This is a genomic window from Acinetobacter lwoffii (assembly GCF_024129435.1).
In the GTDB taxonomy this organism is placed as follows: Bacteria; Pseudomonadota; Gammaproteobacteria; order Pseudomonadales; family Moraxellaceae; genus Acinetobacter; species Acinetobacter lwoffii_F.
Map to the genome: position 1 here is coordinate 184,037 of NZ_JAMXXN010000004.1, position 21,547 is coordinate 205,583.

Annotated in this window: 21 protein-coding genes, 1 rRNA gene and 1 pseudogene; 19 read left to right on the plus strand and 4 right to left on the minus strand. The window is 45.0% G+C overall.

The window, feature by feature from the left end:
* The first annotated feature begins 178 nt into the window (after positions 1-178).
* The 14 genes from ubiG (at position 179) to NI455_RS04505 (ending at position 12,211) form a co-directional block, all read left to right on the plus strand.
* Positions 179-907, plus strand: coding sequence for a bifunctional 2-polyprenyl-6-hydroxyphenol methylase/3-demethylubiquinol 3-O-methyltransferase UbiG (gene ubiG / locus NI455_RS04440; protein ID WP_071850321.1), 729 nt, complete (start codon positions 179-181; stop codon positions 905-907).
* Positions 904-1,593, plus strand: a complete 690-nt coding sequence (locus tag NI455_RS04445; RefSeq protein ID WP_253112645.1) for an HAD family hydrolase — start codon at positions 904-906, stop codon at positions 1,591-1,593. The genes ubiG and NI455_RS04445 overlap by 4 nt, the downstream gene beginning before the upstream one ends.
* 39 nt (positions 1,594-1,632) lie before the next feature.
* Positions 1,633-2,379 (plus strand): YciK family oxidoreductase, encoded by a 747-nt coding sequence (locus NI455_RS04450; RefSeq protein WP_005094903.1) that lies wholly within the window; start codon positions 1,633-1,635, stop codon positions 2,377-2,379.
* A gap of 156 nt (positions 2,380-2,535) precedes the next feature.
* Positions 2,536-2,955 carry a hypothetical protein gene (locus NI455_RS04455; protein ID WP_004281232.1) on the plus strand — a complete coding sequence of 140 codons (420 nt, stop codon included), beginning with the start codon at positions 2,536-2,538 and terminating at the stop codon, positions 2,953-2,955.
* A 183-nt stretch (positions 2,956-3,138) separates the two neighbouring features.
* Positions 3,139-3,294, plus strand: a complete 156-nt coding sequence (locus NI455_RS04460; protein WP_180180774.1) for a hypothetical protein — start codon at positions 3,139-3,141, stop codon at positions 3,292-3,294.
* Positions 3,295-3,609: 315 nt separating this feature from the next.
* Positions 3,610-3,996, plus strand: coding sequence for an RcnB family protein (locus NI455_RS04465; protein ID WP_005105288.1), 387 nt, complete (start codon positions 3,610-3,612; stop codon positions 3,994-3,996).
* 243 nt (positions 3,997-4,239) lie between these two features.
* Positions 4,240-4,626 (plus strand): RcnB family protein, encoded by a 387-nt coding sequence (locus tag NI455_RS04470; protein WP_005261495.1) that lies wholly within the window; start codon positions 4,240-4,242, stop codon positions 4,624-4,626.
* Positions 4,627-4,758: 132 nt separating this feature from the next.
* Positions 4,759-6,102, plus strand: a complete 1,344-nt coding sequence (gene argA, locus NI455_RS04475; RefSeq protein WP_253112649.1) for an amino-acid N-acetyltransferase — start codon at positions 4,759-4,761, stop codon at positions 6,100-6,102.
* Positions 6,103-6,435: 333 nt separating this feature from the next.
* Complete coding sequence (locus NI455_RS04480; protein ID WP_253112652.1) at positions 6,436-7,392, plus strand: sulfonate ABC transporter substrate-binding protein; 957 nt, start codon at positions 6,436-6,438, stop codon at positions 7,390-7,392.
* Between the two features lie 24 nt (positions 7,393-7,416).
* Positions 7,417-8,412 carry an aliphatic sulfonate ABC transporter substrate-binding protein gene (locus NI455_RS04485; RefSeq protein ID WP_253112655.1) on the plus strand — a complete coding sequence of 332 codons (996 nt, stop codon included), beginning with the start codon at positions 7,417-7,419 and terminating at the stop codon, positions 8,410-8,412.
* Between the two features lie 36 nt (positions 8,413-8,448).
* Positions 8,449-9,624 (plus strand): FMNH2-dependent alkanesulfonate monooxygenase, encoded by a 1,176-nt coding sequence (gene ssuD, locus NI455_RS04490; RefSeq protein ID WP_180074919.1) that lies wholly within the window; start codon positions 8,449-8,451, stop codon positions 9,622-9,624.
* A complete protein-coding gene (ssuC, locus tag NI455_RS04495) occupies positions 9,624-10,439 on the plus strand; it encodes an aliphatic sulfonate ABC transporter permease SsuC (RefSeq protein WP_222112419.1) in 816 nt (271 codons plus the stop codon). Before ssuD ends, ssuC begins: the two co-directional genes overlap by 1 nt.
* A gap of 21 nt (positions 10,440-10,460) precedes the next feature.
* Complete coding sequence (locus NI455_RS04500; protein ID WP_253112657.1) at positions 10,461-11,267, plus strand: ABC transporter ATP-binding protein; 807 nt, start codon at positions 10,461-10,463, stop codon at positions 11,265-11,267.
* Between the two features lie 323 nt (positions 11,268-11,590).
* Positions 11,591-12,211: a TetR family transcriptional regulator C-terminal domain-containing protein gene (locus tag NI455_RS04505; RefSeq protein WP_004281222.1), complete on the plus strand. Its 621-nt coding sequence runs from the start codon at positions 11,591-11,593 to the stop codon at positions 12,209-12,211.
* Positions 12,212-12,277: 66 nt separating this feature from the next.
* On the opposite strand, the gene NI455_RS04510 is transcribed toward NI455_RS04505, so the two are convergent.
* Positions 12,278-12,841: a 5'-methylthioadenosine/S-adenosylhomocysteine nucleosidase family protein gene (locus NI455_RS04510; protein ID WP_253112658.1), complete on the minus strand. Its 564-nt coding sequence runs from the start codon at positions 12,839-12,841 to the stop codon at positions 12,278-12,280.
* A gap of 229 nt (positions 12,842-13,070) precedes the next feature.
* Between NI455_RS04510 and ribF the strand changes: the two genes are divergently transcribed.
* The 5 genes from ribF (at position 13,071) to NI455_RS04535 (ending at position 18,668) form a co-directional block, all read left to right on the plus strand.
* Positions 13,071-14,072 carry a bifunctional riboflavin kinase/FAD synthetase gene (ribF, locus tag NI455_RS04515; RefSeq protein ID WP_253112659.1) on the plus strand — a complete coding sequence of 334 codons (1,002 nt, stop codon included), beginning with the start codon at positions 13,071-13,073 and terminating at the stop codon, positions 14,070-14,072.
* Between the two features lie 64 nt (positions 14,073-14,136).
* A complete protein-coding gene (gene ileS, locus NI455_RS04520; protein WP_253112660.1) occupies positions 14,137-16,983 on the plus strand; it encodes an isoleucine--tRNA ligase in 2,847 nt (948 codons plus the stop codon).
* Positions 16,976-17,515 carry a signal peptidase II gene (gene lspA / locus NI455_RS04525; protein ID WP_004729033.1) on the plus strand — a complete coding sequence of 180 codons (540 nt, stop codon included), beginning with the start codon at positions 16,976-16,978 and terminating at the stop codon, positions 17,513-17,515. The genes ileS and lspA overlap by 8 nt, the downstream gene beginning before the upstream one ends.
* Entirely contained in the window at positions 17,508-17,990 is a 483-nt protein-coding gene (locus NI455_RS04530) for an FKBP-type peptidyl-prolyl cis-trans isomerase (RefSeq protein ID WP_005105274.1), read from the plus strand. The genes lspA and NI455_RS04530 overlap by 8 nt, the downstream gene beginning before the upstream one ends.
* Positions 17,991-18,125: 135 nt before the next feature.
* Positions 18,126-18,668 carry an NADPH-dependent FMN reductase gene (locus NI455_RS04535; RefSeq protein WP_004281216.1) on the plus strand — a complete coding sequence of 181 codons (543 nt, stop codon included), beginning with the start codon at positions 18,126-18,128 and terminating at the stop codon, positions 18,666-18,668.
* A gap of 268 nt (positions 18,669-18,936) precedes the next feature.
* Here NI455_RS04535 and NI455_RS04540 read toward each other — a convergent pair.
* The 3 genes and pseudogenes from NI455_RS04540 to rrf all read right to left on the minus strand — a co-directional run bounded on the left by NI455_RS04540 (position 18,937) and on the right by rrf (position 21,288).
* Positions 18,937-19,275 (minus strand): annotated as a pseudogene (locus tag NI455_RS04540) (tautomerase family protein).
* 517 nt (positions 19,276-19,792) lie between these two features.
* The gene (locus NI455_RS04545) at positions 19,793-20,965 is read right to left on the minus strand and encodes a PQQ-dependent sugar dehydrogenase (RefSeq protein ID WP_253112662.1); all 1,173 of its coding nucleotides are present in this window, start codon (positions 20,963-20,965) and stop codon (positions 19,793-19,795) included.
* 208 nt (positions 20,966-21,173) lie between these two features.
* Positions 21,174-21,288 (minus strand): 5S ribosomal RNA (gene rrf / locus NI455_RS04550).
* Between the last annotated feature and the right edge of the window lie 259 nt (positions 21,289-21,547).

A 21,547-nucleotide genomic window follows, 5' to 3' on the forward strand; every position in this document is an offset into this window, starting at 1 on the left:
AAATCAATTATGCCGGTTTCGTTTTCATTCTGTGAACTTTTTTGCTGCTTTTATCGCTTTTTCTGCCAGAATCGCTACACTAAACCATCGAACTGATTTTCAAGGTTTTAAATCAGTTTCTCTGGCCATTCGGCACATATATATTTTTAGCTAATCATGACTGATTGAGGTGACACCGATGTCGCAATTGAATGTTGATCCACAAGAAATTGCCAAGTTTGAAGCATTTGCAGCTATATGGTGGGATCAGCATTCCGAGTTCCGCCCCTTGCACATGATTAATCCACTGCGTTTAAACTGGATTGATGAACATGCCGGAGGCTTAAGCGGCAAAAAAGTGTTGGATGTCGGCTGTGGCGGTGGCATTCTGGCCGAAAGCATGGCGCGACGTGGTGCCAATGTGCTCGGAATTGATATGGGCGCAGCCCCTTTAAATGTGGCACGCATCCATGCTGAACAGGAAGGCGTAAGCAATATTGAATATCGTCAGGTGCCGGTCGAGCAACTGGCAGAGGAACAGGCTGGCCAATATGACATCGTGACCTGCATGGAAATGCTAGAGCATGTGCCAGATCCGGCATCGATTATTCAGGCCTGTCATAAACTGGTCAAGCCAGGTGGTCATGTATTCTTCTCGACCATTAACCGTAATCCAAAGTCCTATTTATTTGCGATTATCGGGGCAGAATATGTCTTGCGCATGCTGGCCAAAGGCACCCATGATTACAGCAAATTTATCAAGCCGTCTGAACTGGCACATGATATTCGCAACTCGGGTTTAAAGCTTAAAGACATGACCGGTCTGCACTATAATCCGCTGACCAAGCGTTATTGGCTGGCACCGAATGTTGATGTGAACTATATGGTCTATACCGTGAAAGATAGCGCAGCAGAGACCACAGCATGAAAGCCGTTTTATTTGACCTCGATGGTACCCTGATTGATACCGCTGCCGATTTTATCCGGATTATCCAGCAGATGTGCCGTGAAGAAGGCCGTGCACTGGTTGAACCCGAGCTGATTCGCAGCCAGGTTTCCGAAGGCGCTCGCGCTATGGTGAAACTGGTTTATCCGGAACTGCAACTAGAAGATCCGGTCTTTCTGCAACACCGTCAGCGCTTTCTGGACATGTACGGCGCAGATATTGCGGTCGATACCGATCTGTTTGATGGCATGTATCCATTACTTGAACAGCTAGAGGAAAATGACATTCCTTGGGGGATTGTGACCAATAAACCGCGCTGGCTCAGCGAGGCTTTACTGCAAGCGCTGAACCTGAGTGAACGCTGCGCAGTGCTGGTATGTCCGGAAGATGTCACTCGGACCAAACCCGATCCTGAACCGATGTATCTGGCAGCCAAGCAACTGAATCTTGCCGCGGAAGACTGTATCTATGTCGGAGATCATCCCCGAGATATTGATGCCGGCCGTCATGCCCAGATGCTGACCATTCTGGCTGCTTATGGTTATTTGCCGTTGCAATACAAAGACGATTTAAACGCCTGGCAGGCCGACCATATCGTGCATACTGTGACAGAATTACATCAATTGATTCAGACACTAGTACTGAAGCAGCATACTGCGGTATCTTGAACGCTTAACACTAAATAATAAGAAGTGAGGAGGTAGATAATGAAATATTCAGCATATCAACCTCGCCCCGATCTGCTCAAGGATCGTATCATCCTAATCACAGGTGCGGGCGATGGCATTGGACGTGCAGCAGCAATCAGTTATGCCTTGCATGGCGCAACTGTGGTGCTGCATGGGCGTACCTTAAACAAACTCGAAGTCATTTATGATGAAATTGAAAGTTTGGGTGCGCCGCAACCTGCCATCTTGCCGCTACAACTATCGAGTGCGTCAGAACGTGATTATGAGCTTTTGCTCGATACGCTAGACCGTCAGTTTGGTCGTCTGGACGGCATTCTGCACAATGCCGGCATTTTAGGCGAACGGGTTCCCTTGGCGGATTATCCGGTCAATGTCTGGGATGATGTGATGGCGGTCAATCTGCGTGCACCCTTTGTCATGACCCAAGCGCTGTTACCGTTATTATCCAAATCCGAACATGCTTCTGTGGTTTTTGCCAGCTCAGGTGTAGGCCGCGAAGCCCGCGAACGCTGGGGTGCGTATTCGGTTTCTAAAATTGCTATTGAAGCGGTAAGCCAGTTATTTGCCAAAGAGCAGGTACATCCGAATATCCGTTATAACTGCATCAATCCCGGGGCAACGCGGACTGCCATGCGCGCCAAGGCCTATCCGAATGAAGATCCGAAAACCCTGCCTACCCCCGATTCAATCATGCCGGCTTATCTATATTTGATGGGTAATGACAGCCTGCATATGAATGGCCAGAGTATTGATGCACAGGATTAAATTATTCTGTCTGTCATTCAGGGAGCAATCGCTCCCTTTTTATTTCATTTTTAGTCATATTCAGCGCATAAATCTTAAGTAAGTTCACCCCGCTCGCATTGAGTTTCATTAAAATAACAGCATACTAAGCCCCACTATATTTCACTCGAGTGCATCATGACTGAATTAAACAATATTACGGTGACCCATTTAGACGATGGCATGGTGTCGCTGCTGATTGATCAACAGCCTATTTCAGAGAAATACGGCACCAAGTTTGAAGCCAGTATCGTGGATGACATCAAAGCACTCGAAAATGCTCAGAAACTCAAATTGTTCGAGCAATTTGTATTTTCACATCAGGATCTGAATTTTGAACATGCCTATTATTATGTGACTGGCATTGAAAAATTAGACGACAGTTATCGTCTGGCCAAGCATTTTGTTTATCGCATTAAAATTGAAGGTCAGCCAGAAATCGAACATGTCATCAGCAATCAGGGCAAAGCCATGACGGCCGAAGATGTACGTGCCTTTATTCAGGCGCATGTGCAAAAATCACTCAACGATTATACTGACCTGAACTACGCTTATTAAAAGTCGGGTCATTGAATAATCTTGGCACTTTTCGATAAAGTGCCCTTTTTTTCTTAAAATCCTGCAAAAAATAACAATAAATCGGATTTACATATTAAATATATAAAATTATACGGTTTTCCAAATCAAACTCATTGAACTATGCTTTCTTGAACCACAGATAGATCAAATCAGGAGCGCAGCATGGCTGACCAAAAACGTAAAATTGAAACGATTCACCGGATTGAACAGTTGCAGTTATCTGAAGCATTGATTGTGGCACTTGATGATGCTCTTCAAGCTGAATCGGTGGCTGAAGCAATCCAGTCCTTGCAGAGTTTGGCAGAACAATGGAATTAATCTCAAACTAAACTGGCAAAATTCTTTGCCGTTTCATTAAATCATGAACTTTTTTCTCGCTGACTCAATGCTGTTTTTTTGAGCTAAATCATCGATTTTCGCTTGCATGTTGGCCCTTGCTTTGATGAGATAAGGACATGGCTCGGTAGGCTACTTTATAGAAGTGATGCCGTCGCATATAGTCATGTAAAAACATGACATCATCATAATATCTCTGCATTTGTTATAAAAATTGTGCCTGTTCTTCACAGTTTCTCTGCAATTTTTCCGTACATTAGGCGCTGTAGAAGATGAACAATTTAATGAGGGTTCAACATGAAAAAGGTTTTGGTGGCACTGGCAATTTCTTGCAGTACATTCATGCTGAGCAATGTCGTCATCGCTGCCCCTCATTTCAATGATGAATCCCGTATGGATTCACGTCATGGTCATGACAAGAAGAAAGCCCGTGAGTTCCGAGAGGAAGAGCAGCAGGATAACCGCCGTATGCGTGAAGAACGCGGGGTGAAACGCTTGCAACAGTTACGCTGGCAGCCAGGTTATGTAATGCCGCAGCATTATCGTGGCAATGGCTATAAAGTTGAATACAAAGACCATCGCCTGCCTCGACCTGACCGCAAGCAGCAATGGTACAAAGTCAATAATGACTACATTCTGGTGGATTCTGAAAACAACAGCATTATCCGGATTGTGGGTGACTAGTTCATAAGAGCATTCAAATTTAATCTTCTTTCAGGCCCAACGATGTTTGGGCTTTTTTATTTCACTGGCTGAAAATTTTTTATCCGCAAATCTTGCTGCTTTTCCAGTTTTCAGACTGCGTGATTCATCTACTAAATTTCTTCATGAATTTAACAATTTAACTAAATAGCCCTCACGCTTTCTATGTACTTGTTCGCTAATTTAGTCTCATCGAAATTAGATATACATCTTAAGGTGAGAGCCATGAAAAAAGTCTTAACTACAATCGCGTTATCTCTAAGTGCTTTGTTAGCTACTTCTGCAATGGCAGCACCACAGCATGACTCGCGTTATGACCATAATCCGCATAAACCGGCGCCACACTGGAATGCCAAAGACAGCAAGAAATGGAATGACGACCGTCGCTGGAATGATGACCGCCGTCATAACAACCGTATGGTCAATCCAAGCCGTGACTGGCGCGTAGGACAAACTTTACCTCGCCAATATGACAACAACCGTTTTGAAGTAAGTGATCGCGAAGCACGCCGTTTGCCAAATACCGGTCGTTTCCAGCAATGGTACAAGGTCAACAATGACTACGTTCTGGTCAATGAGCGTACCAACAAAATTGTACGAATCATTAACTAAGCTTTCTCCATTACTGCTCGTCTTGCAGACACCTGAAGTCCCCTTCAGGTGTTTTTTTATATCTGCACTTCCACTTGCATTTTTTTTCATTAGAATCAAAGCTGGATCTTCAATCATTGAAATGGGCACAGCATGACTTCAGCAGAAACGTCACAAAGCACAACTTTGCAATATGTGCACTGGTTTCGCCATTCTGCGCCTTATATCAATGCGCACCGCAATAAAACCTTTGTAATCATGTTTGATGGCGAAGCCGTCTTAAAGGATAACTTTCAGCATATTATTCACGATATTGCTTTATTACATTCTTTAGGCATTCGGCTGATTCTGGTACATGGTGCACGTCCGCAAATTAACCAGAATCTGGCTCAAAGCCAGATTACGACGCCTTTTTACCAGCAGCGTCGGGTCACCACACGTGAATCTTTAAGCTGCGTGATGAATGCCGTCGGTTCGATCCGCCTACAAATTGAAGCACTGCTGTCTATGGGACTGGCCAATTCGCCGATGTATGGCGCCCGGATTGATACCGTTTCAGGGAATTTTGTCACCGCCAAGCCGTATGGCATCCGCGATGGTATCGATTTTCAGTTGACCGGTGAAGTGCGCGCGGTTGATACCGATGCGATTCAGCGCCATCTGGACAGTCATAATATTGTGGTGCTTGGCCCGACCGGTTATTCCACTACCGGAGAAGTTTTTAATCTGCTGGCTGAAGAAGTTGCTACCAAAACTGCGATTCGCCTTAAGGCAGATAAACTGATTTTTCTCGGTAAGCAGCATGGTCTGATGGACAGTAACGGACAACTCAAACGCGAAGTGACACCGCAACAACTGGATGATTTTATTCCGGTCGAACAAGATGCGCTTGAAAGAGGACTACAAGTGAAAGCCGCACAGGAAGCCTCAATGAACGGCGTACATCGGGTGCATCTGATTTCTTATGCCTATGATGGTGCCCTGCTGGAAGAGCTGTTCACCCGGGATGGTTCCGGAACTCTGGTCACCGACGCGCATTATGAAGAAGTGCGGATGGCCGATATTCAGGATGTTGGCGGCCTGATCGGTTTGCTGCGTCCACTGGAAGAAGAAGGCATTCTGGTCTATCGTTCGCGTGAACGCCTGGAAAATGAAATCAACCAGTTTGCCGTAATCGAACGGGACGGCATGATTCTGGCCTGTGCCGCCCTCTACCCGATTCCGACGACAGGGGATGAATTGCGTTCTGCAGAAATTGCCTGTGTTGCGGTACATCCCAGTTATCGCAAGTCTAATCGGGGTAGCCAGATCCTGCATTATCTAGAAGAAAAAGCCAAAAGCATGCAGATTCAGCAACTGTTTATTTTAACTACCCGCACCGCGCACTGGTTTCTGGAACAAGGCTTTGAACCGGCTTCAGTCGATGACCTGCCGGATGCCCGTCAGGCATTTTACAATTATCAACGTAATTCAATTGTTTGCAAAAAGTCACTTTAAAGTGGCTTTTTCTTTCAGTGCTTTAGCTTAATTTTAGATAAAGATATCTGGCAATCTCGCTTTAAATTTTAAAATTCTATTACTCGTTTTTAGCTAAACATATCAATAGATTAGATTTAAAAAAATAACTATAAATTTCATAGGTTTGATTAATTTAAATATTAAATCTTCATTTTTATATAAATCACTTTTCTGCATAAGTTTTGCGCTTTTTTATTTATCTTTTTTCTTCATTAGAAATTCCTGAATAGTTATTTTTTTAGAAAAACAAAAACGATTAGCGTGTGTCTAAGTTTTCATTCACTAGCTTTTCACTTTCGGGAGTTTTGATTCATGCGCCAATCTCATGTTCAGTTTTTAACAAAGACTGCGGTACTCGGTACCGCGATGGCTGGTGTCATGATGCTTTCAGGCTGCTCGAAAAAAGAAGAGACCATTACCCTGAATATCGGTTTCCAAAAATACGGCATATTACCTATTTTAAAAGAACGCGGCACGCTGGAAACCAGCTTAAAACAGCAAGGGGTCAATGTGAAATGGGTAGAATTTCCGGCCGGCCCACAACTGCTTGAGGGCCTGAATGTTGGCAGCGTCTCTTTTGGTGAAGCCGGTGAAGCACCGCCAATTTTTGCCCCGGCGGCCAACTCAAATCTGGTCTATGTGGCCAATCAGCCGCAAGCGCCTAAGGCAGAAGCCTTAATTGTACCGAAAGATTCGCCGATTCAGTCTATTCAAGATCTGAAAGGCAAACGGGTAGCCCTGAACAAAGGTTCAAACGTGCATTACTTACTATTAAAAGTTCTGGAAGCCAACCAGCTTGGCCTTGATGATATCGAAGTGATCTATTTACCACCTTCCGATGCACGTGCTGCATTTGAACGTGGTGCAGTCGATGCTTGGGTGATCTGGAATCCGTTCTTTGCAGCTGCTGAACATCAAATTGGTGCGCGTGTCATTGCCAGCGGTGAAAATGTGGTGAGCAATCATCAGTTCTATCTGGCAGATCGCAAGTTCGCAGAAAGCCATCCTCAGGTGGTACAGGCGGTGGTCAACGAACTGAATCTGACCACGGACTGGGTGGCAAAAAATCAGGACGCTGCCGCTCAGCTCCTGCAAAAACCGACAGGTCTGGCCGTCGATGTCTTGAAAACCTCTATTTCACGCATGGGCTTTGGCGTTAAACCTCTCAGCACTGACGTGATTCAAAAACAGCAACAAGTCGCCGATGCATTTTATGCGCAGCAGCTGATTCCACAAAAGCTGAATATTGATGCAGCAATTATTAAATAACAGCAGAATAATTCGAGAATAAAGATGAGTCATATAAAAACAGTTTCTTATATCAGCTTAGCGCTATTGAGCTTTAGTCTGACTGGCTGCCAGAAACAGGAACCACAGCAAACGGCTGCCGCAGAAACTACGTCAGCGCAACAAGTTAAAACCATTGCGATTGGCTTTCAGAAATCAGCCTTAAATCTGCTGGTGGCACGTGATGAAAAGCTGTTAGAACAACAATTTCCCAATGCCAAAATTGAATGGAAAGAGTTTCCGGCAGGCCCACAAATGCTGGAAGCCTTAGCAGTCGGTGCAGTGGATTATGGCTATGTGGGAAATACTCCGCCTATTTTTGCACAGGCGGCAGACAAAGCCCTGAGCTACGTGGCCTTTGAAAAAGTGGCGGGAAATTCTTTGGCCGTGGTCGTGCCGAAAGACAGTGACATCCAGACGATTCAACAGTTGAAAGGAAAACGGATCGCGGTGCAGAAAGGTTCAAGTGCCCATGAACTTCTGGCCAAAACCCTGGAAAAAGCCGGATTAAGCTGGTCAGAGATTCAAGCCGTCTGGCTTCCCCCTGCGGATGCACGTGCTGCTTTTGACAAAAAAGCCATTGATGCCTGGGCAATCTGGGATCCCTTCCTGGGTGCAGCCGAGTTCGACAGCAAGGTTAAGGTGCTGATTGAATCTAGTGACTTTCCACAAACCTACTCCTTTTATATCGGCAATCCCGAATTTATTCAGAAGCATCCGGATAGCCCCGGGAAGTTTATCCAGGCTTTAAATGCATCTGACCAGTGGATTCTTAAAAACCAGGCTGTAGCTCTAGATATTTATCAGAAAAGTACCGGTCTGAAATCGGAGGTAGCAAAGATTGCATTTGAGCGTCGTCTTAAACCTTCGCCGGTACAACCATTAACGACGGAAGTGATCAAAGCTCAACAGAATATTGCCGATCTTTTCCAGCAGGTTCAACTGATTCCCAAAACCATCAGCGTCCAGCAACAGATCTGGTCGCCAGCAGCCACACATTGATGAGCAAACAAGATCATTTAATTTAAGGAATATCACATGAAAATTTTCTGGTTTATCCCCACTCATGGCGACAGTCGTTACTTAGGCACCAGCAAGGGTGCACGTGTTGTAGATCATGCCTACATGAAGCAGATTGCCGTTGCGGTAGATAACTTAGGTTATGAAGGTGTCCTGATTCCGACTGGCCGTTCTTGTGAAGATCCATGGTTAACCGCAGCCAGCCTGATTGATGCGACCAAAAAATTAAAATTCCTGGTGGCGCTGCGTCCAGGCGTGACCACTCCGGCACTGGCTGCACGTATGGCCGCGACCTTTGACCGCTTGTCCAATGGCCGGGTGCTGCTGAATCTGGTGACTGGCGGTGATGAACAGGAACTAAAAGGTGACGGCGTCTATGAAGATCACACAACCCGCTATAAAACGGCGACCGAATACACCACCATCTGGCGTGAAATTTTAAAACGCTCACATACCGGTGAAAGCTTTAGCTTCCATGGCGAACGCTTAAGTGTCGACGAGGCAAAATTGCTGTATCCACCAATCCAGCAGCCACATCCGCCTTTATGGTTTGGCGGTTCATCAGATGATGCCATTGAACTGGCTACGGATCAGGTCGACACTTACCTGACCTGGGGCGAGCCACCGGCCGCAGTCAAAGAAAAAATTGCAGTGGTAAAAGCCAAGGCCGCAGCTAAAGGTCGTGAACTGAATTACGGGATCCGTTTACACGTGATCGTACGCGAAACCAATGAGCAGGCCTGGGCGGCGGCTGAAGAACTGATTCAGTATGTGGATGATGCCACTATCGCTGCAGCCCAAGCCAAATTCAAATCCATGGACTCGGTCGGTCAGCGCCGTATGGCAGAACTGCACAATGGCGATCGCAGTAAACTCGAAGTTTCTCCGAACCTGTGGGCAGGCGTAGGTCTGGTTCGTGGTGGTGCAGGTACGGCACTGGTCGGCGATCCGGAAACTGTCGCTGCACGTATCCAGGAATATGCAGCTCTGGGAATTAGCACCTTTATTTTCTCAGGCTATCCACATCTGGAAGAATCAATCCGTTTTGCCGAACTGGTATTCCCTTTACTTCCACTGGAAACCCAGCAAAAACTCACTCAACCAAACTTGACCGGTCCATTTGGTGAAATCGTGGCGAACAACTACACACCGGACGAGAACAAGCAGGCTGAGAAAATTAAGGAGTCTGCTTAATGTCAAAAGTCGTTTCCGTTGAAACCCTGGCCCAAAAGCAGGTTTCACGTGGAACAATTCTGGGGCAGCATCTGCTGCCCTGGCTGGTTCCAATTTTTTTGATTGCGATTTGGCAGATTACCTCTAGTACAGGCCTGCTGGAAAGCCGGATTCTACCTGCACCGAGTGCGGTAGTTTTGGCCTTCTGGAATTTGCTACTCAGCGGTGAACTGTGGATGCATGTGCAAGTCAGTGCGGGGCGTGCTATTAGTGGCTTATTGGTGGGGGGTGGTTTGGGCCTATTACTGGGCCTGTTAAATGGTTCATCCAGAACTGCCTCTACCCTGCTCGATACCACCTTGCAGATGATTCGGAATATTCCTGCACTGGCCCTTATTCCCCTAGTGATTTTATGGTTCGGGATTGATGAATCTGCCAAATTGTTTCTGGTAGCGATTGGGGTATTTTTCCCAATTTATATCAATACCTATCATGGTATCCGCTCGGTCGATCCACAACTCATCGAGATGGGTAAAAGCTACGGCTTAACTCGCTGGCAACTGTATAAAGAAATAATTCTGCCGGGGGCGATGCCGTCAATTCTGGTCGGACTGCGTTTTTCTCTGGGTCTGGTCTGGGTATTGTTAATCGTGGCCGAAACCATTTCCGCCCAGTCTGGTATTGGCTATATGACCATGAATGCACGCGAATTTTTGCAAACTGACGTGGTTCTAGTGGGTATTTTACTGTATGCCCTGCTCGGCAAATTAGCCGATGTTCTGGCAGTGGCTTTAGAACGATTCCTGCTACGCTGGCATGCCGGCTATCAAAAATAAAGAATAAATGAGGAGCATGTGATGACTGATCTCAGTTTAGGGCGTCATGCCAATGACCCGATTTTGCCACTGGAACAACCTGCGGCAGATATCAATCCTGCTGCAGTGATTGGTGCCGAAATTATCATTGAACAGCTGCACAAGTTTTACGGTTCGGTCAAAGTTCTGGAAGATCTGGACCTGCATATCCAGCCGGGTGAATTTCTAGCAATTGTTGGTCGCAGCGGTTGTGGTAAAAGTACCTTATTGCGCTTGATTGCCGACCTGGAACAGCAAAGCTACGGTGAAATCAAGTTTAAGTCCGCCCGGCATATTCGTGAAGGCATTACTGCAGATGATATCCGGGTGATGTTTCAGGATCCTCGCCTGCTGCCTTGGCGCAGCATCGAACAGAATGTGCAGTTAGGCCTGGGCAAAGAGCAGCATGCCAAAGCCTCGCAAATGCTGGAAAAGGTAGGGCTCAAAGAAAAAGCCGGACTGTGGCCTTCACAGCTTTCCGGAGGACAACGGCAACGTACCGCCTTGGCGCGGGCATTGTCACATCAGCCGCGTATTCTGCTACTGGATGAACCGCTCGGTGCTCTGGATGCCCTAACACGTCTGGAAATGCAAAACCTGATTGAGCGCTTATGGACCGAACAAGGCTTTACCGCCATTCTGGTCACGCATGATGTCAGTGAAGCAGTACAACTGGCAGACCGGATTATCTTGCTGGACAAAGGCCATATTGCCAAAGAATTTCGGGTCGACTTACCTCGTCCCCGGCAAAAAAGTGTGACATTTGCAGAACTGGAACAGCAGGTCTTGCAGGCAGTTTTAGCGACCTGAATACCCAATCCAACCCAAAATCGCGCATGGTTTTGGGTCTTATTCTTATAAAAAATACTTTTATCTCAATAAGAGGACATTTTCATCAGATTCATTTCAGTATTATTCTTCTCTTCAATTGATGAAGAAAAAAGATGAATAAATGAAGTATTTTCAGAAACTTGAATTTTTCTCCTGGTATAGATGCATTTAGCCTGTTTAAAATATTGATCTAGAGAATAAATCATCATTATTCAAAAAATTAGCCTGTGACTGTGTGCACAAATCTGATGATTTGCCGTACAATTGAGGATTCCCTTTTTCATTGTTTTTTATATTTGCTAATGGAACAAAAAAAGAGTACTCAAAAACGCAATCAGCTGCTAAATGCTGCACTAGACGTATTTTCCCTATATGGTTTTAATGGGGCAAGTCTGGATGAAATCGCACAAATTGCAGAAATGCATAAGTCGAATATTTTCTATTATTATGAAAATAAAGAAGCCCTGTATGTCGAGGTGTTGACCACCGTTCTACAAAAATGGCTGGCGCCTTTACAAACCCTTGAAGCTGAACTTGAGCCTGAAGAAGCGATCACCAATTATTTGATGCAAAAAATTGAAGTGTCGCGTACCCAGCCTAAAGCATCACGTTTATTTGCTTTGGAGGTGATTCAAGGGGCACCGCACATTCTGGAAATTTTAAAAGGTCCGCTGAAAAAACTGGTCAAGCGTAAAGCCAAAGTGATTTCCAACTGGCAGGAGCAAGGCAAGATTTCTGCAGATATTGATCCTGAGTTACTGATTCTGAATATTTGGGCGATTACCCAGAACTATGCAGACTTTGCGACGCAAATGGAAATGGTCACGGGTAAAACCTTGCGTAACCGCAGCATGCAGCAACGCATTATCCAGCATACGGTACACATGATGTTATACGGCGTGATTCCACGTACGGATAAATAAGCAAGCGCTTCTGATTGGCACACGACCATAGCTGCTATGGTCGCCGAGCAAACTTAACTTTCCTATTTATTTTACCATTTGATATAAATCTAATAATTTTTTCGCACCCAGTAATAGATTTTCTTCCCAATCCAGATGCGCAGTCTCATTGGCTCCATCACTAATGTATTTCACTGAAATCAGCCGAACGCCCAGCTTTTTACAGACTTTGGCCAAGGCATAGCCTTCCATATCGACCAGATTACACGCCACTTTTGAAATACCGGTTTCAAAGCTGTCGCCTGTTCCACAAATCCCTTTCGGCAAATGGTCAAAGAAAGAATCGAGCTCAATCGCACCCGGGAAATGCTGATCCATCGGGGTCATGCCGACCTCAAAACCGAGGGGTGAAACATCCATATCACGCTGTACAAATTGCGTGACTTCAACCAGTTCATGCGCATTGAAATGTGAACTCCCAGCGCTTCCCAAATTCAGCAAGGTATTGCAACCAGTGTTCTGAATCACCTCAAAGGCTTTAAAGGCCGCGTTGACTTTACCAATCCCGCTGTAATGCACCTGAATGCCTTCTGCTTCAAACAAGCCTTTGGATTCATTGGGTAGAGCCATGATGAGCGCCAGATCGGACATTCGAAACACCTGATATCAAAAAAACCCTGACATTAGAAAACAAAACCGGCTGAATGAAAAGCACCAGTGCTCTGATCAAACATACTTAGTGCGTAGAAAAACCAGCCGACTCAATTCTAGGAAGATGAATTTTCAAGAAAAATATTGCATAAAAACACAACAGCAAGACGAAAGCGCGAGATTATGGCAATATATAGCCTCTCGATATTTCTAAGCACTTGATTTGCCCATGCAGCTGCTCCGTCTAAATGCTTTAGCCTCTCATTCTGAATTACCCAAAACTGCCGTGACCATCGGTAATTTTGACGGCGTGCATTTAGGCCATCAGGCGATGATCCGTCAGCTGCAACAGGTGGCTGAAGCACAGGGTTTAAAATCTGTAGTGATGATTTTCGAGCCGCAACCGCTTGAATACTTTCAGGGTTATGATGCCCCACCGCGTATTTCATCGTTGCGTGAAAAAGTTGAATACCTGACTGAGCTGGGTGTGGACTATATCGCGGTGGCGAAATTTGACCATACTTTCCGCAGCCTGACTGCAGAAGCTTTTGCTGACATTTTAAAAGAAAAACTGAATGCTCGGCATCTGGTCTTAGGCGATGATTTTCACTTTGGTAAAAACCGTCAGGGCAATAGCGAATTCCTGCGCAATTACGGCTTTGAAGTGACCAATTTAAATACCATTGCTTTGGATGGTGAACGGGTCAGTTCCACCCGGATTCGCCAGACCTTGCAAGCCGGTGATTTAGCCTTGGCCGCACAATTGTTGGGTCGTCCCTATAGCATTACCGGGCGGGTGCAATATGGTGATCAGATTGGTCGAACCATTGATTTCCCGACCATTAATGTACGGCTCAACCGTCATAAGCCCTGCCTGAAAGGAATTTATGGGGTGGAAGTCATTTGTGAAACCCAATCCTTAAAAGACAAAGTAAAAGCCGACTCTGCAACGCAAACCGGTATTGCGGGTTATGACCCGACTGCCCTGTTTGGGGCAGGTCATGTCGGCACACGTCCAGCCATCAAACAAGCACACCCAGAGTGGCGATTAGAAGTACATTTTCCAGATGTTTCTGCTAATCTGTATGGCCTGTTGATGCGGGTGACGTTCTTAAACTATTTACATGGCGAAAAGGACTATCCTTCGCTTGAAGCGCTAAAAACCGGAATTGATGATGATGTCGAGAAACTGCTTGAGTTTCGTCGAAATCACCCCACATTTCCCTTTTAATATCCCATATTTTTATTGTAAAACGTGTCAGTGACATAACTGATTAGATTGGAAGACGACTTGCATGAGCGATAAGCAAACTCCTGAAAATGCAGTGGACTATAAAGCCACGCTAAACCTCCCAGGTACTGACTTTGCAATGAAAGCAAATTTGGCAGTACGTGAAGCGAAATGGTTAGAAGAGTGGTATGCCGACAACATTTATCAGCAGATTCGTGAATCGCGTATTGGCAAGAAAAAATACGTGCTTCATGACGGCCCTCCTTATGCCAATGGTCAAATTCATTTGGGTCATGCGGTCAACAAAGTACTCAAAGACATCATTATCAAAAGCCGTGTCATGGATGGCTTTGATGCACCGTATGTACCGGGCTGGGACTGTCACGGTTTGCCAATCGAACTCAAAGTCGAAGAAAAAGTCGGTAAAGTCGGCGTAAAAGTGGATGCATCTACCTTCCGTAAAGCCTGCCGTGAATATGCCTACACCCAAGTTGAGCTTCAAAAGAAAGACTTCGTACGTATGGGCGTATTCGGGGATTGGGACAATCCTTACTTAACGATGAACTTCAAACAAGAAGCTGACATCGTACGTTCATTGGGTGCAATCGCGAAAGCAGGTCATATCGAGCCAGGTCTGAAACCAGTCAACTGGTGTTTAGACTGTGGTTCATCACTCGCTGAAGCTGAAGTTGAATACGAAGATAAAAAATCTGACGCAATTGACGTCGGTTTCACGGTTGTAGACCTTGCTGATTTATCTGCACGTGTCGGCGTAGACGTTGCTGATCGTACCGACATCGTGATCTGGACTACCACGCCTTGGACCATGCCTGCCAACCAAGCTGTGGCATTGCATGCTGAACTTGAATACCAATTGGTGAAAGCAACAGCCGAAGATAAAGCTGCACAAAACTTCATTTTGGCGAAATCATTGGTTGAGTCTGCAACTCAGCGTTATGGTTTCACAGCATTTGAAGTCCTTGCTGAATTCACAGGTTCTAAACTTGAAAATCTAGTGCTTCAACACCCTTTAATTAGCGACCGCCAAGTGCCAGTGATTTTGGGTGAACACGTCACCGATGCGAGCGGTACAGGTGCAGTACATACCGCACCGGGCCACGGTGTGGATGACTATAAAGTTGGTTTACAGTACAACCTCAAAGTTGAAAACCCAGTCGGTGGTAATGGTGTGTATTTACCAACGTCGCCTATCTTCCCGGGCGAGCATATCTACAAAGCCAATCCAAAAATTATTGCAGCATTAACTGAAGCAACCAAGCTTTGGGCACATGTAGTGATCAAGCATAGCTACCCGCATTGCTGGCGCCATAAAACCCCGATTATCTTCCGTGCGACCCCACAATGGTTCATCAGCATGGATGCCAAAGGTCTGCGTCAAAATGCGTTAAACGCGATTGAAAACGATATCAGCTTTGTACCGGACTGGGGTAAAAACCGGATTCAGGCGATGATTGAAGGTCGTCCAGATTGGTGTATTTCACGTCAACGTACTTGGGGCGTGCCAATTCCGTTCTTCGTACATAAAGACACCAATGAATTGCATCCGCGTACGCCTGAACTGATCGAAGAAGTCGCGAAACTGATCGAGCAAGAAGGTATTGATGGCTGGTACAACCGTAATGCATCTGAGTTCATCGGTGCGGATGCTGAGCAATACAATGCAGTACGTGACACGCTAGACGTTTGGTTCGACTCAGGTACAACGCACTATGCCGTACTACGTGAACGTGAAGAATTGACTGATCCTGCTGATTTGTACCTTGAAGGTTCAGACCAGCACCGTGGCTGGTTCCAGTCGTCGTTATTGACCTCGATTGCGATTAACGAACGTGCGCCATATAAAGGCTTGTTGACGCATGGCTTCGTGGTCGATGAAAAAGGCCGCAAGATGTCCAAGTCGATCGGTAATGTGATCACGCCGCAAGACATCATTAAAGATATGGGCGCGGATGGCCTACGTTTCTGGATCGCATCTGCAGATTACCGTTATGAAATGACGGCTGGTAAAGAAATCTTTAGCCGTGCCTCTGATGGTTATCGTCGTATCCGTAACACGCTTCGTTTCTTATTGGCGAACCTCAATGGTTTCAAACCATCAACAGATGCGCTTCCTGTTGATCAATTGATCGCGCTGGATCAATACATCTTGCAACGTGCTTCTGAAGTGCAAGAAACTATTAAGAAAGCATACGAAGATATGAACTTCCATATCGTAACGACTGCCCTGACTAATTTCTGTATCAATGACTTGGGTGGTTTCTACTTAGACATCATCAAAGACCGTCAATACACCACCAAAGCGGATTCACAAGCACGTCACTCTGCACAAACTGCGTTGTATCACTTGGTACAAGCATTTGTCCGTTGGATGTCACCAATCTTGAGCTTCACTGCACAAGAAGCTTGGCCGTTAATCCCTGAGCAATCAGAGAAATACGTGTTCACGGCTGAATGGTATGATATTCCTGTGGCTTCAACTGCAAATGTAGTATCTGAAGCTGAATGGCAAACGCTCATTGCCGTGAAATCTGCAGTAAACAAATTCATTGAAACTGCACGTACCGCCAAAACTGTCGGTTCTAACTTGTCTGCCAAAGTTGAACTTTGGGCAAATGCTGAATTAAAAGCAGTGCTAGATAAGTTAAGCGATGAACTTCGTTTCGTGCTTATTACCTCACAAGTGATCGTGAATGAATTTGATGCAGCACAAGGTGAAGCATCTGATCTTGAAGGCTTAAACATAAGAGTTTCAGCAGCTGATGGTGAAAAATGCGTACGTTGCTGGCATGTATTACCAGATGTAAATACACATTCTGCACATCCTGGTCTATGCGGTCGTTGTATTATCAACCTTCCTACAGGCCAAGGCGAAGAGAGAAAATATGCCTAATACCCACACCAAAAAGGGCTTATTCCAGTTCTATCCACATAATTTATGGTGGGTTGGGCTGGCCATTCTGGCGATCATTCTGGATCAATGGACCAAATGGATTGCAGTGACAAATCTGAACTATGCAGATCCTGTTCCTGTGCTGCCCTTTTTAAATTGGACACTGCTACATAACTATGGCGCTGCCTTTAGTTTTCTGTCCGATGCTGGTGGTTGGCAACGCTATTTCTTTACTTCACTGGCAGGTTTAGTGTCTGTAATCTTCGTGTTTTGGCTGATGCGTATGCCAAAAGACATGAAAATTTTACCGCTGGCAATTGCCCTGATTCTGGGTGGTGCCATCGGTAATTTAATCGACCGGGTCAGCCTCGGCTATGTGGTCGATTTTATTCATGTGTATTACCAGAACAGCCACTTCCCTGCGTTCAATATTGCAGACAGTGCCATTACTGTAGGCACTATTCTGATGCTGATTGATACCTTTTTCTTAGAAAAACATCGAATTCAACAGGCGAAAGCACAACATGACTGATTTTATTCATCCTAACGAAGAAACGCGGGTTGCAGACGGCTCTAAAGTCGAGCTGCACTTTTCTGTCGCAATCGAAAATGGCGTGGAAATTGACAATACCCGTAGCCGTGAAGAACCGGTCAGCCTGGTGATTGGCGATGGCAATCTACTGCCTGGTTTTGAAAAAGCACTGATTGGCTTACGTGCCGGTGACCGTCGCACGGTCAGCCTGCCGCCAGAAGATGCTTTTGGTCCATGGAATCCGGAAAATATCCAGAAATTTGATACGGTGAAGTTTGGAGAACGTCCGATCGAAGGTCATATGATCGAGTTTGAAGACAAAGCCAAAGCCACCCTGTATGGCGTGGTGAGATCGGTCAATGACGACATCACTGAAGTGGACTTTAACCATCCATTGGCAGGCAAGAACATCACCTTTGAAGTAGAAATCTTCAAAGTGACACCTGCGGGTCAGCAAGGCATTAAACTGATGTAAACATCAGCTAATTACCTGATTTTGAAAAAGCTCCTTCGGGAGCTTTTTTATTTTCCGGATACAAATCATCTCTAGTCACCTTCCTGAAATCTGATTAATTTAATTTAATGATCAGACCCGAAGAAAGGATGAAACATGAAAATTTATATTGTGGTTGGGAGTGTGCGTGAGGGACGTACTGCGATTAAAGTGGCGCACTGGGTACTGCAGGAAATTAAAAGTTATGCCTTTAGCACTTTAGAAACTGAAATTGTCGATCTAAAAGAATGGGATCTTCCGCTATTTTCCGGTGCTCATCCGCCATTGACCGGAATTTATGATCAACCCAAACAGCAAGACTGGGCCGACAAGATTGCGCTTGGCGATGCCTTTATTTTTGTCACGCCTGAATACAATCATGGCTATAGCCCTGCCCTGAAAAATGCCTTGGATTATCTCGGCAAGGAATGGCAAGGCAAACCGGCAGCTTATATTGGTTATGGTGCGACCAACGGCTCACGTTCAATTGACCAGATTCGTCAAGTCGGCACTCAACTTGGACTGGTGGATACCAATGCCGTGATTGAAATCCGGGACATCTTTGCGCGCAACAAAGATTATTCCTTCCAAGGCAATGAATTTGATAATAAAAACTTAAAAGCTGTGGTAGATAGACTGATTCAATATGTCAGTGCTTAATGTGGACGACAGCCCTGTACGTTTTAGCCTACATGCAGCGCAGAGTTTAGCCGCTATGCGGTCGTTTTATGCGAGGCTATAGTGAGTACATAGACAGACAGGAAGTCTGCAAAGCGATACGACAACAATAAAAAGTGCCAATCAACAGGACGTTGACAGATTAGACAGGAGTCAGATCTGAGAAGCAAATCCAGAAAAGCCTCGACAGGATGTTGAGGCTTTTCTGTTTTTAAACTTTAGATTTAACTTGAATACTAATCGGGATGCATCAGACATCCACCTTAAACCCGAGATCAACATCACAGGCGGCTTGCCCTCCCTGAATCCCCCAATTTTCCAATGCACTTTATCTCAGATGAATCAGAATATGATCTGCAGGAATACCGATTTCCACGAGACTTTTGACCATCTGCTTATACAAATTGCACTTGGTCTCCAGACTGCGGCCAGCAAAACAGTCAATACTGATCAAGGTGAAATATTCAGGTTTAGCTAAATGGCTCATATACTGAAAACGATGCGCTTCATGCACGACCAGACGAATATTACGATCATATTCAGGCAGCTGAAAGGCGGTTTGTACACAATGAAATACGTTGTTGAGCAATTGTTCCTCAACTGCTTGAGGATATTATTGCCGAACTTCAATTTGAATCGTAGGCATAGGAGTTTCCTTTTTATTATTTTATCGACGTTTTATTTAAATCAGTTGATGTATATCAAAAGAGTATTCTCTCGCTAAAATGCAGCAAAATCATCACCGCAGTTTATGATTTGGTCAAAAGATCATATTGAAACAGTATTTTTGAATTTATCTTTTTAAAATTCGGCTGTCGGCTTTGACCTACAATCTATGCAGCTAAACTGCCCTATTGCGCTGCGTCGCTTCAGGCTATATTCAGATCATACCAAGACAGGAAGTCTTGTAAGAAAAATAAAAAAAATCACGTAGCAGGATGCTAATCGGTATAACAGACATTATACCTTTAACAGAATATGAAAAGGCCTTCACAGGATGTAGAGGCCTTTTTCTTTCATGTCAGCATCAGCTTAAAAATCCTTTTATCCAGGTGGTCAGCCTATTCAATATTTCATATTTAGATAAGCAACCTAAAAGTAGATGATTAAGGTGCTGTCATTTTTAACAAACCTGCTTGCGGACCATCTTGAATGACCCATAGTGAACCATCTTGTGCCTGAGCAACCCCGCGAATCCGCTCTTTCATATCCAGACGCTGAACTTCTTTCACTGGAACCTGGGTGGTATCCACAATCACAATCGCCTTGGAAGACAGACCGGTCGCAATCGCTTTATTTTTCCATTTCGGGAAGACATTAGCGGTATAAAACATTAAATCTGAAGGAGAAATTACCGGAGTCCAATCCAGTGCCGGGGCCTCAAATTCAGGTCGGGTACTGTGGTCAGGAATCGGCTTGCCGTCATAATGATCGCCATTGGATACCAGTGGATAACCATAATTTTTAGCTTTGACAATCTTGTTCAGTTCATCGCCGCCTTTCGGTCCCATTTCGATCACCCAAAGCTGCCCTTTCGGATCAAAAGCCATGCCTAGAGGATTACGATGTCCGAGACTCCAGACCTGCTGGGCAATTTTACCCTGAGTCATAAACGGATTATCGGCAGGGATTGAGCCATCATCATTCAGGCGAATAATTTTACCGGCATTAGATTGCATGTCCTGTGCAGGATCAAATTGCTGACGCTCTCCTGAACTGATCCATAACTTACCATCCGACCCGAATATAATCCGATGGGCATAATGTCCCTGGCCTGAAAATTTCGGAACTTGCGTCCAGATCCGTTCAATTTGTGTGAGTTGAGGAGTGGCTTGATTTAGGTCCAGTTTGCCACGAATCACCACTGCACCATATCCGCCTTGGCCTTGTTCGGCATAGCTCAGATATACCCACCGATTCTTTGCAAAATCTGGATGCAAGGCTACTTCACCTAAGCCACCCTGGCCTCCATATGCGACTTGAGGTATACCTTTAACTTCAATTTTTTTCTTGGTTTTTGGATCAAAGAGCTGCAATTTTCCTTTGCGCTCAGTAATCAATAGTCGGCCATCATTTAAAGTAGTAATCGCCCACGGCTCATTAAATTGAGCAACCTGTTCAGTCTTATATTTTTGCACACTTGAAGAGACTGCATTCGATTTGGCAGCTGATGTAGATGTCTCTTGAGTACTTCTAGAAGATGGATTCTCTGCATGACAGGCAGTAAATGCTAAAGCACAACAACTGAGTAGAATTTTTATTTTAAATTGCGACAACATTATCTTCTCCATACTGATTTATTGTCCAAATTAACATCAAGATACAGAGTTTCTGGTCTAAATTCAGCATAGAAAAGTAAATAAATATATTTTAAAAATTATAAATAGAATTTATTTTAATAAAGAATTAGTGTCTAAGCTTTCCACTAAATCCCGCGCATAAAAAAAACACCCCCGGCCTTATGGTCGGGGGTGTTTAGGAATAATGAGCTGGCGATGACTTACTCTCACATGGGTAACCCCACACTACCATCAGCGCTAAGAGGTTTCACTTCTGAGTTCGGGAAGGGATCAGGTGGTTCACTCTTGCTATGGTCGCCAGCACAACTGTTTATGACTATTTGCTTGGGTCTTATTGGCGTTGTTTTCACTTCGCTAGCCTAGCTTTCATCAAATGAGTTATTAACAGGTATATCTGAGTTGCAGTAGTTTGTTCGTTCAGCGTAACTAAATCAAGTCACTTTGTTTAATATCGAATCAATTGAGCGTTATACAACAACTGTTTGGGTGTTGTATAGTCAAGCCTCACGAGCAATTAGTATTGGTCAGCTTCACATATCGCTATGCTTCCACATCCAACCT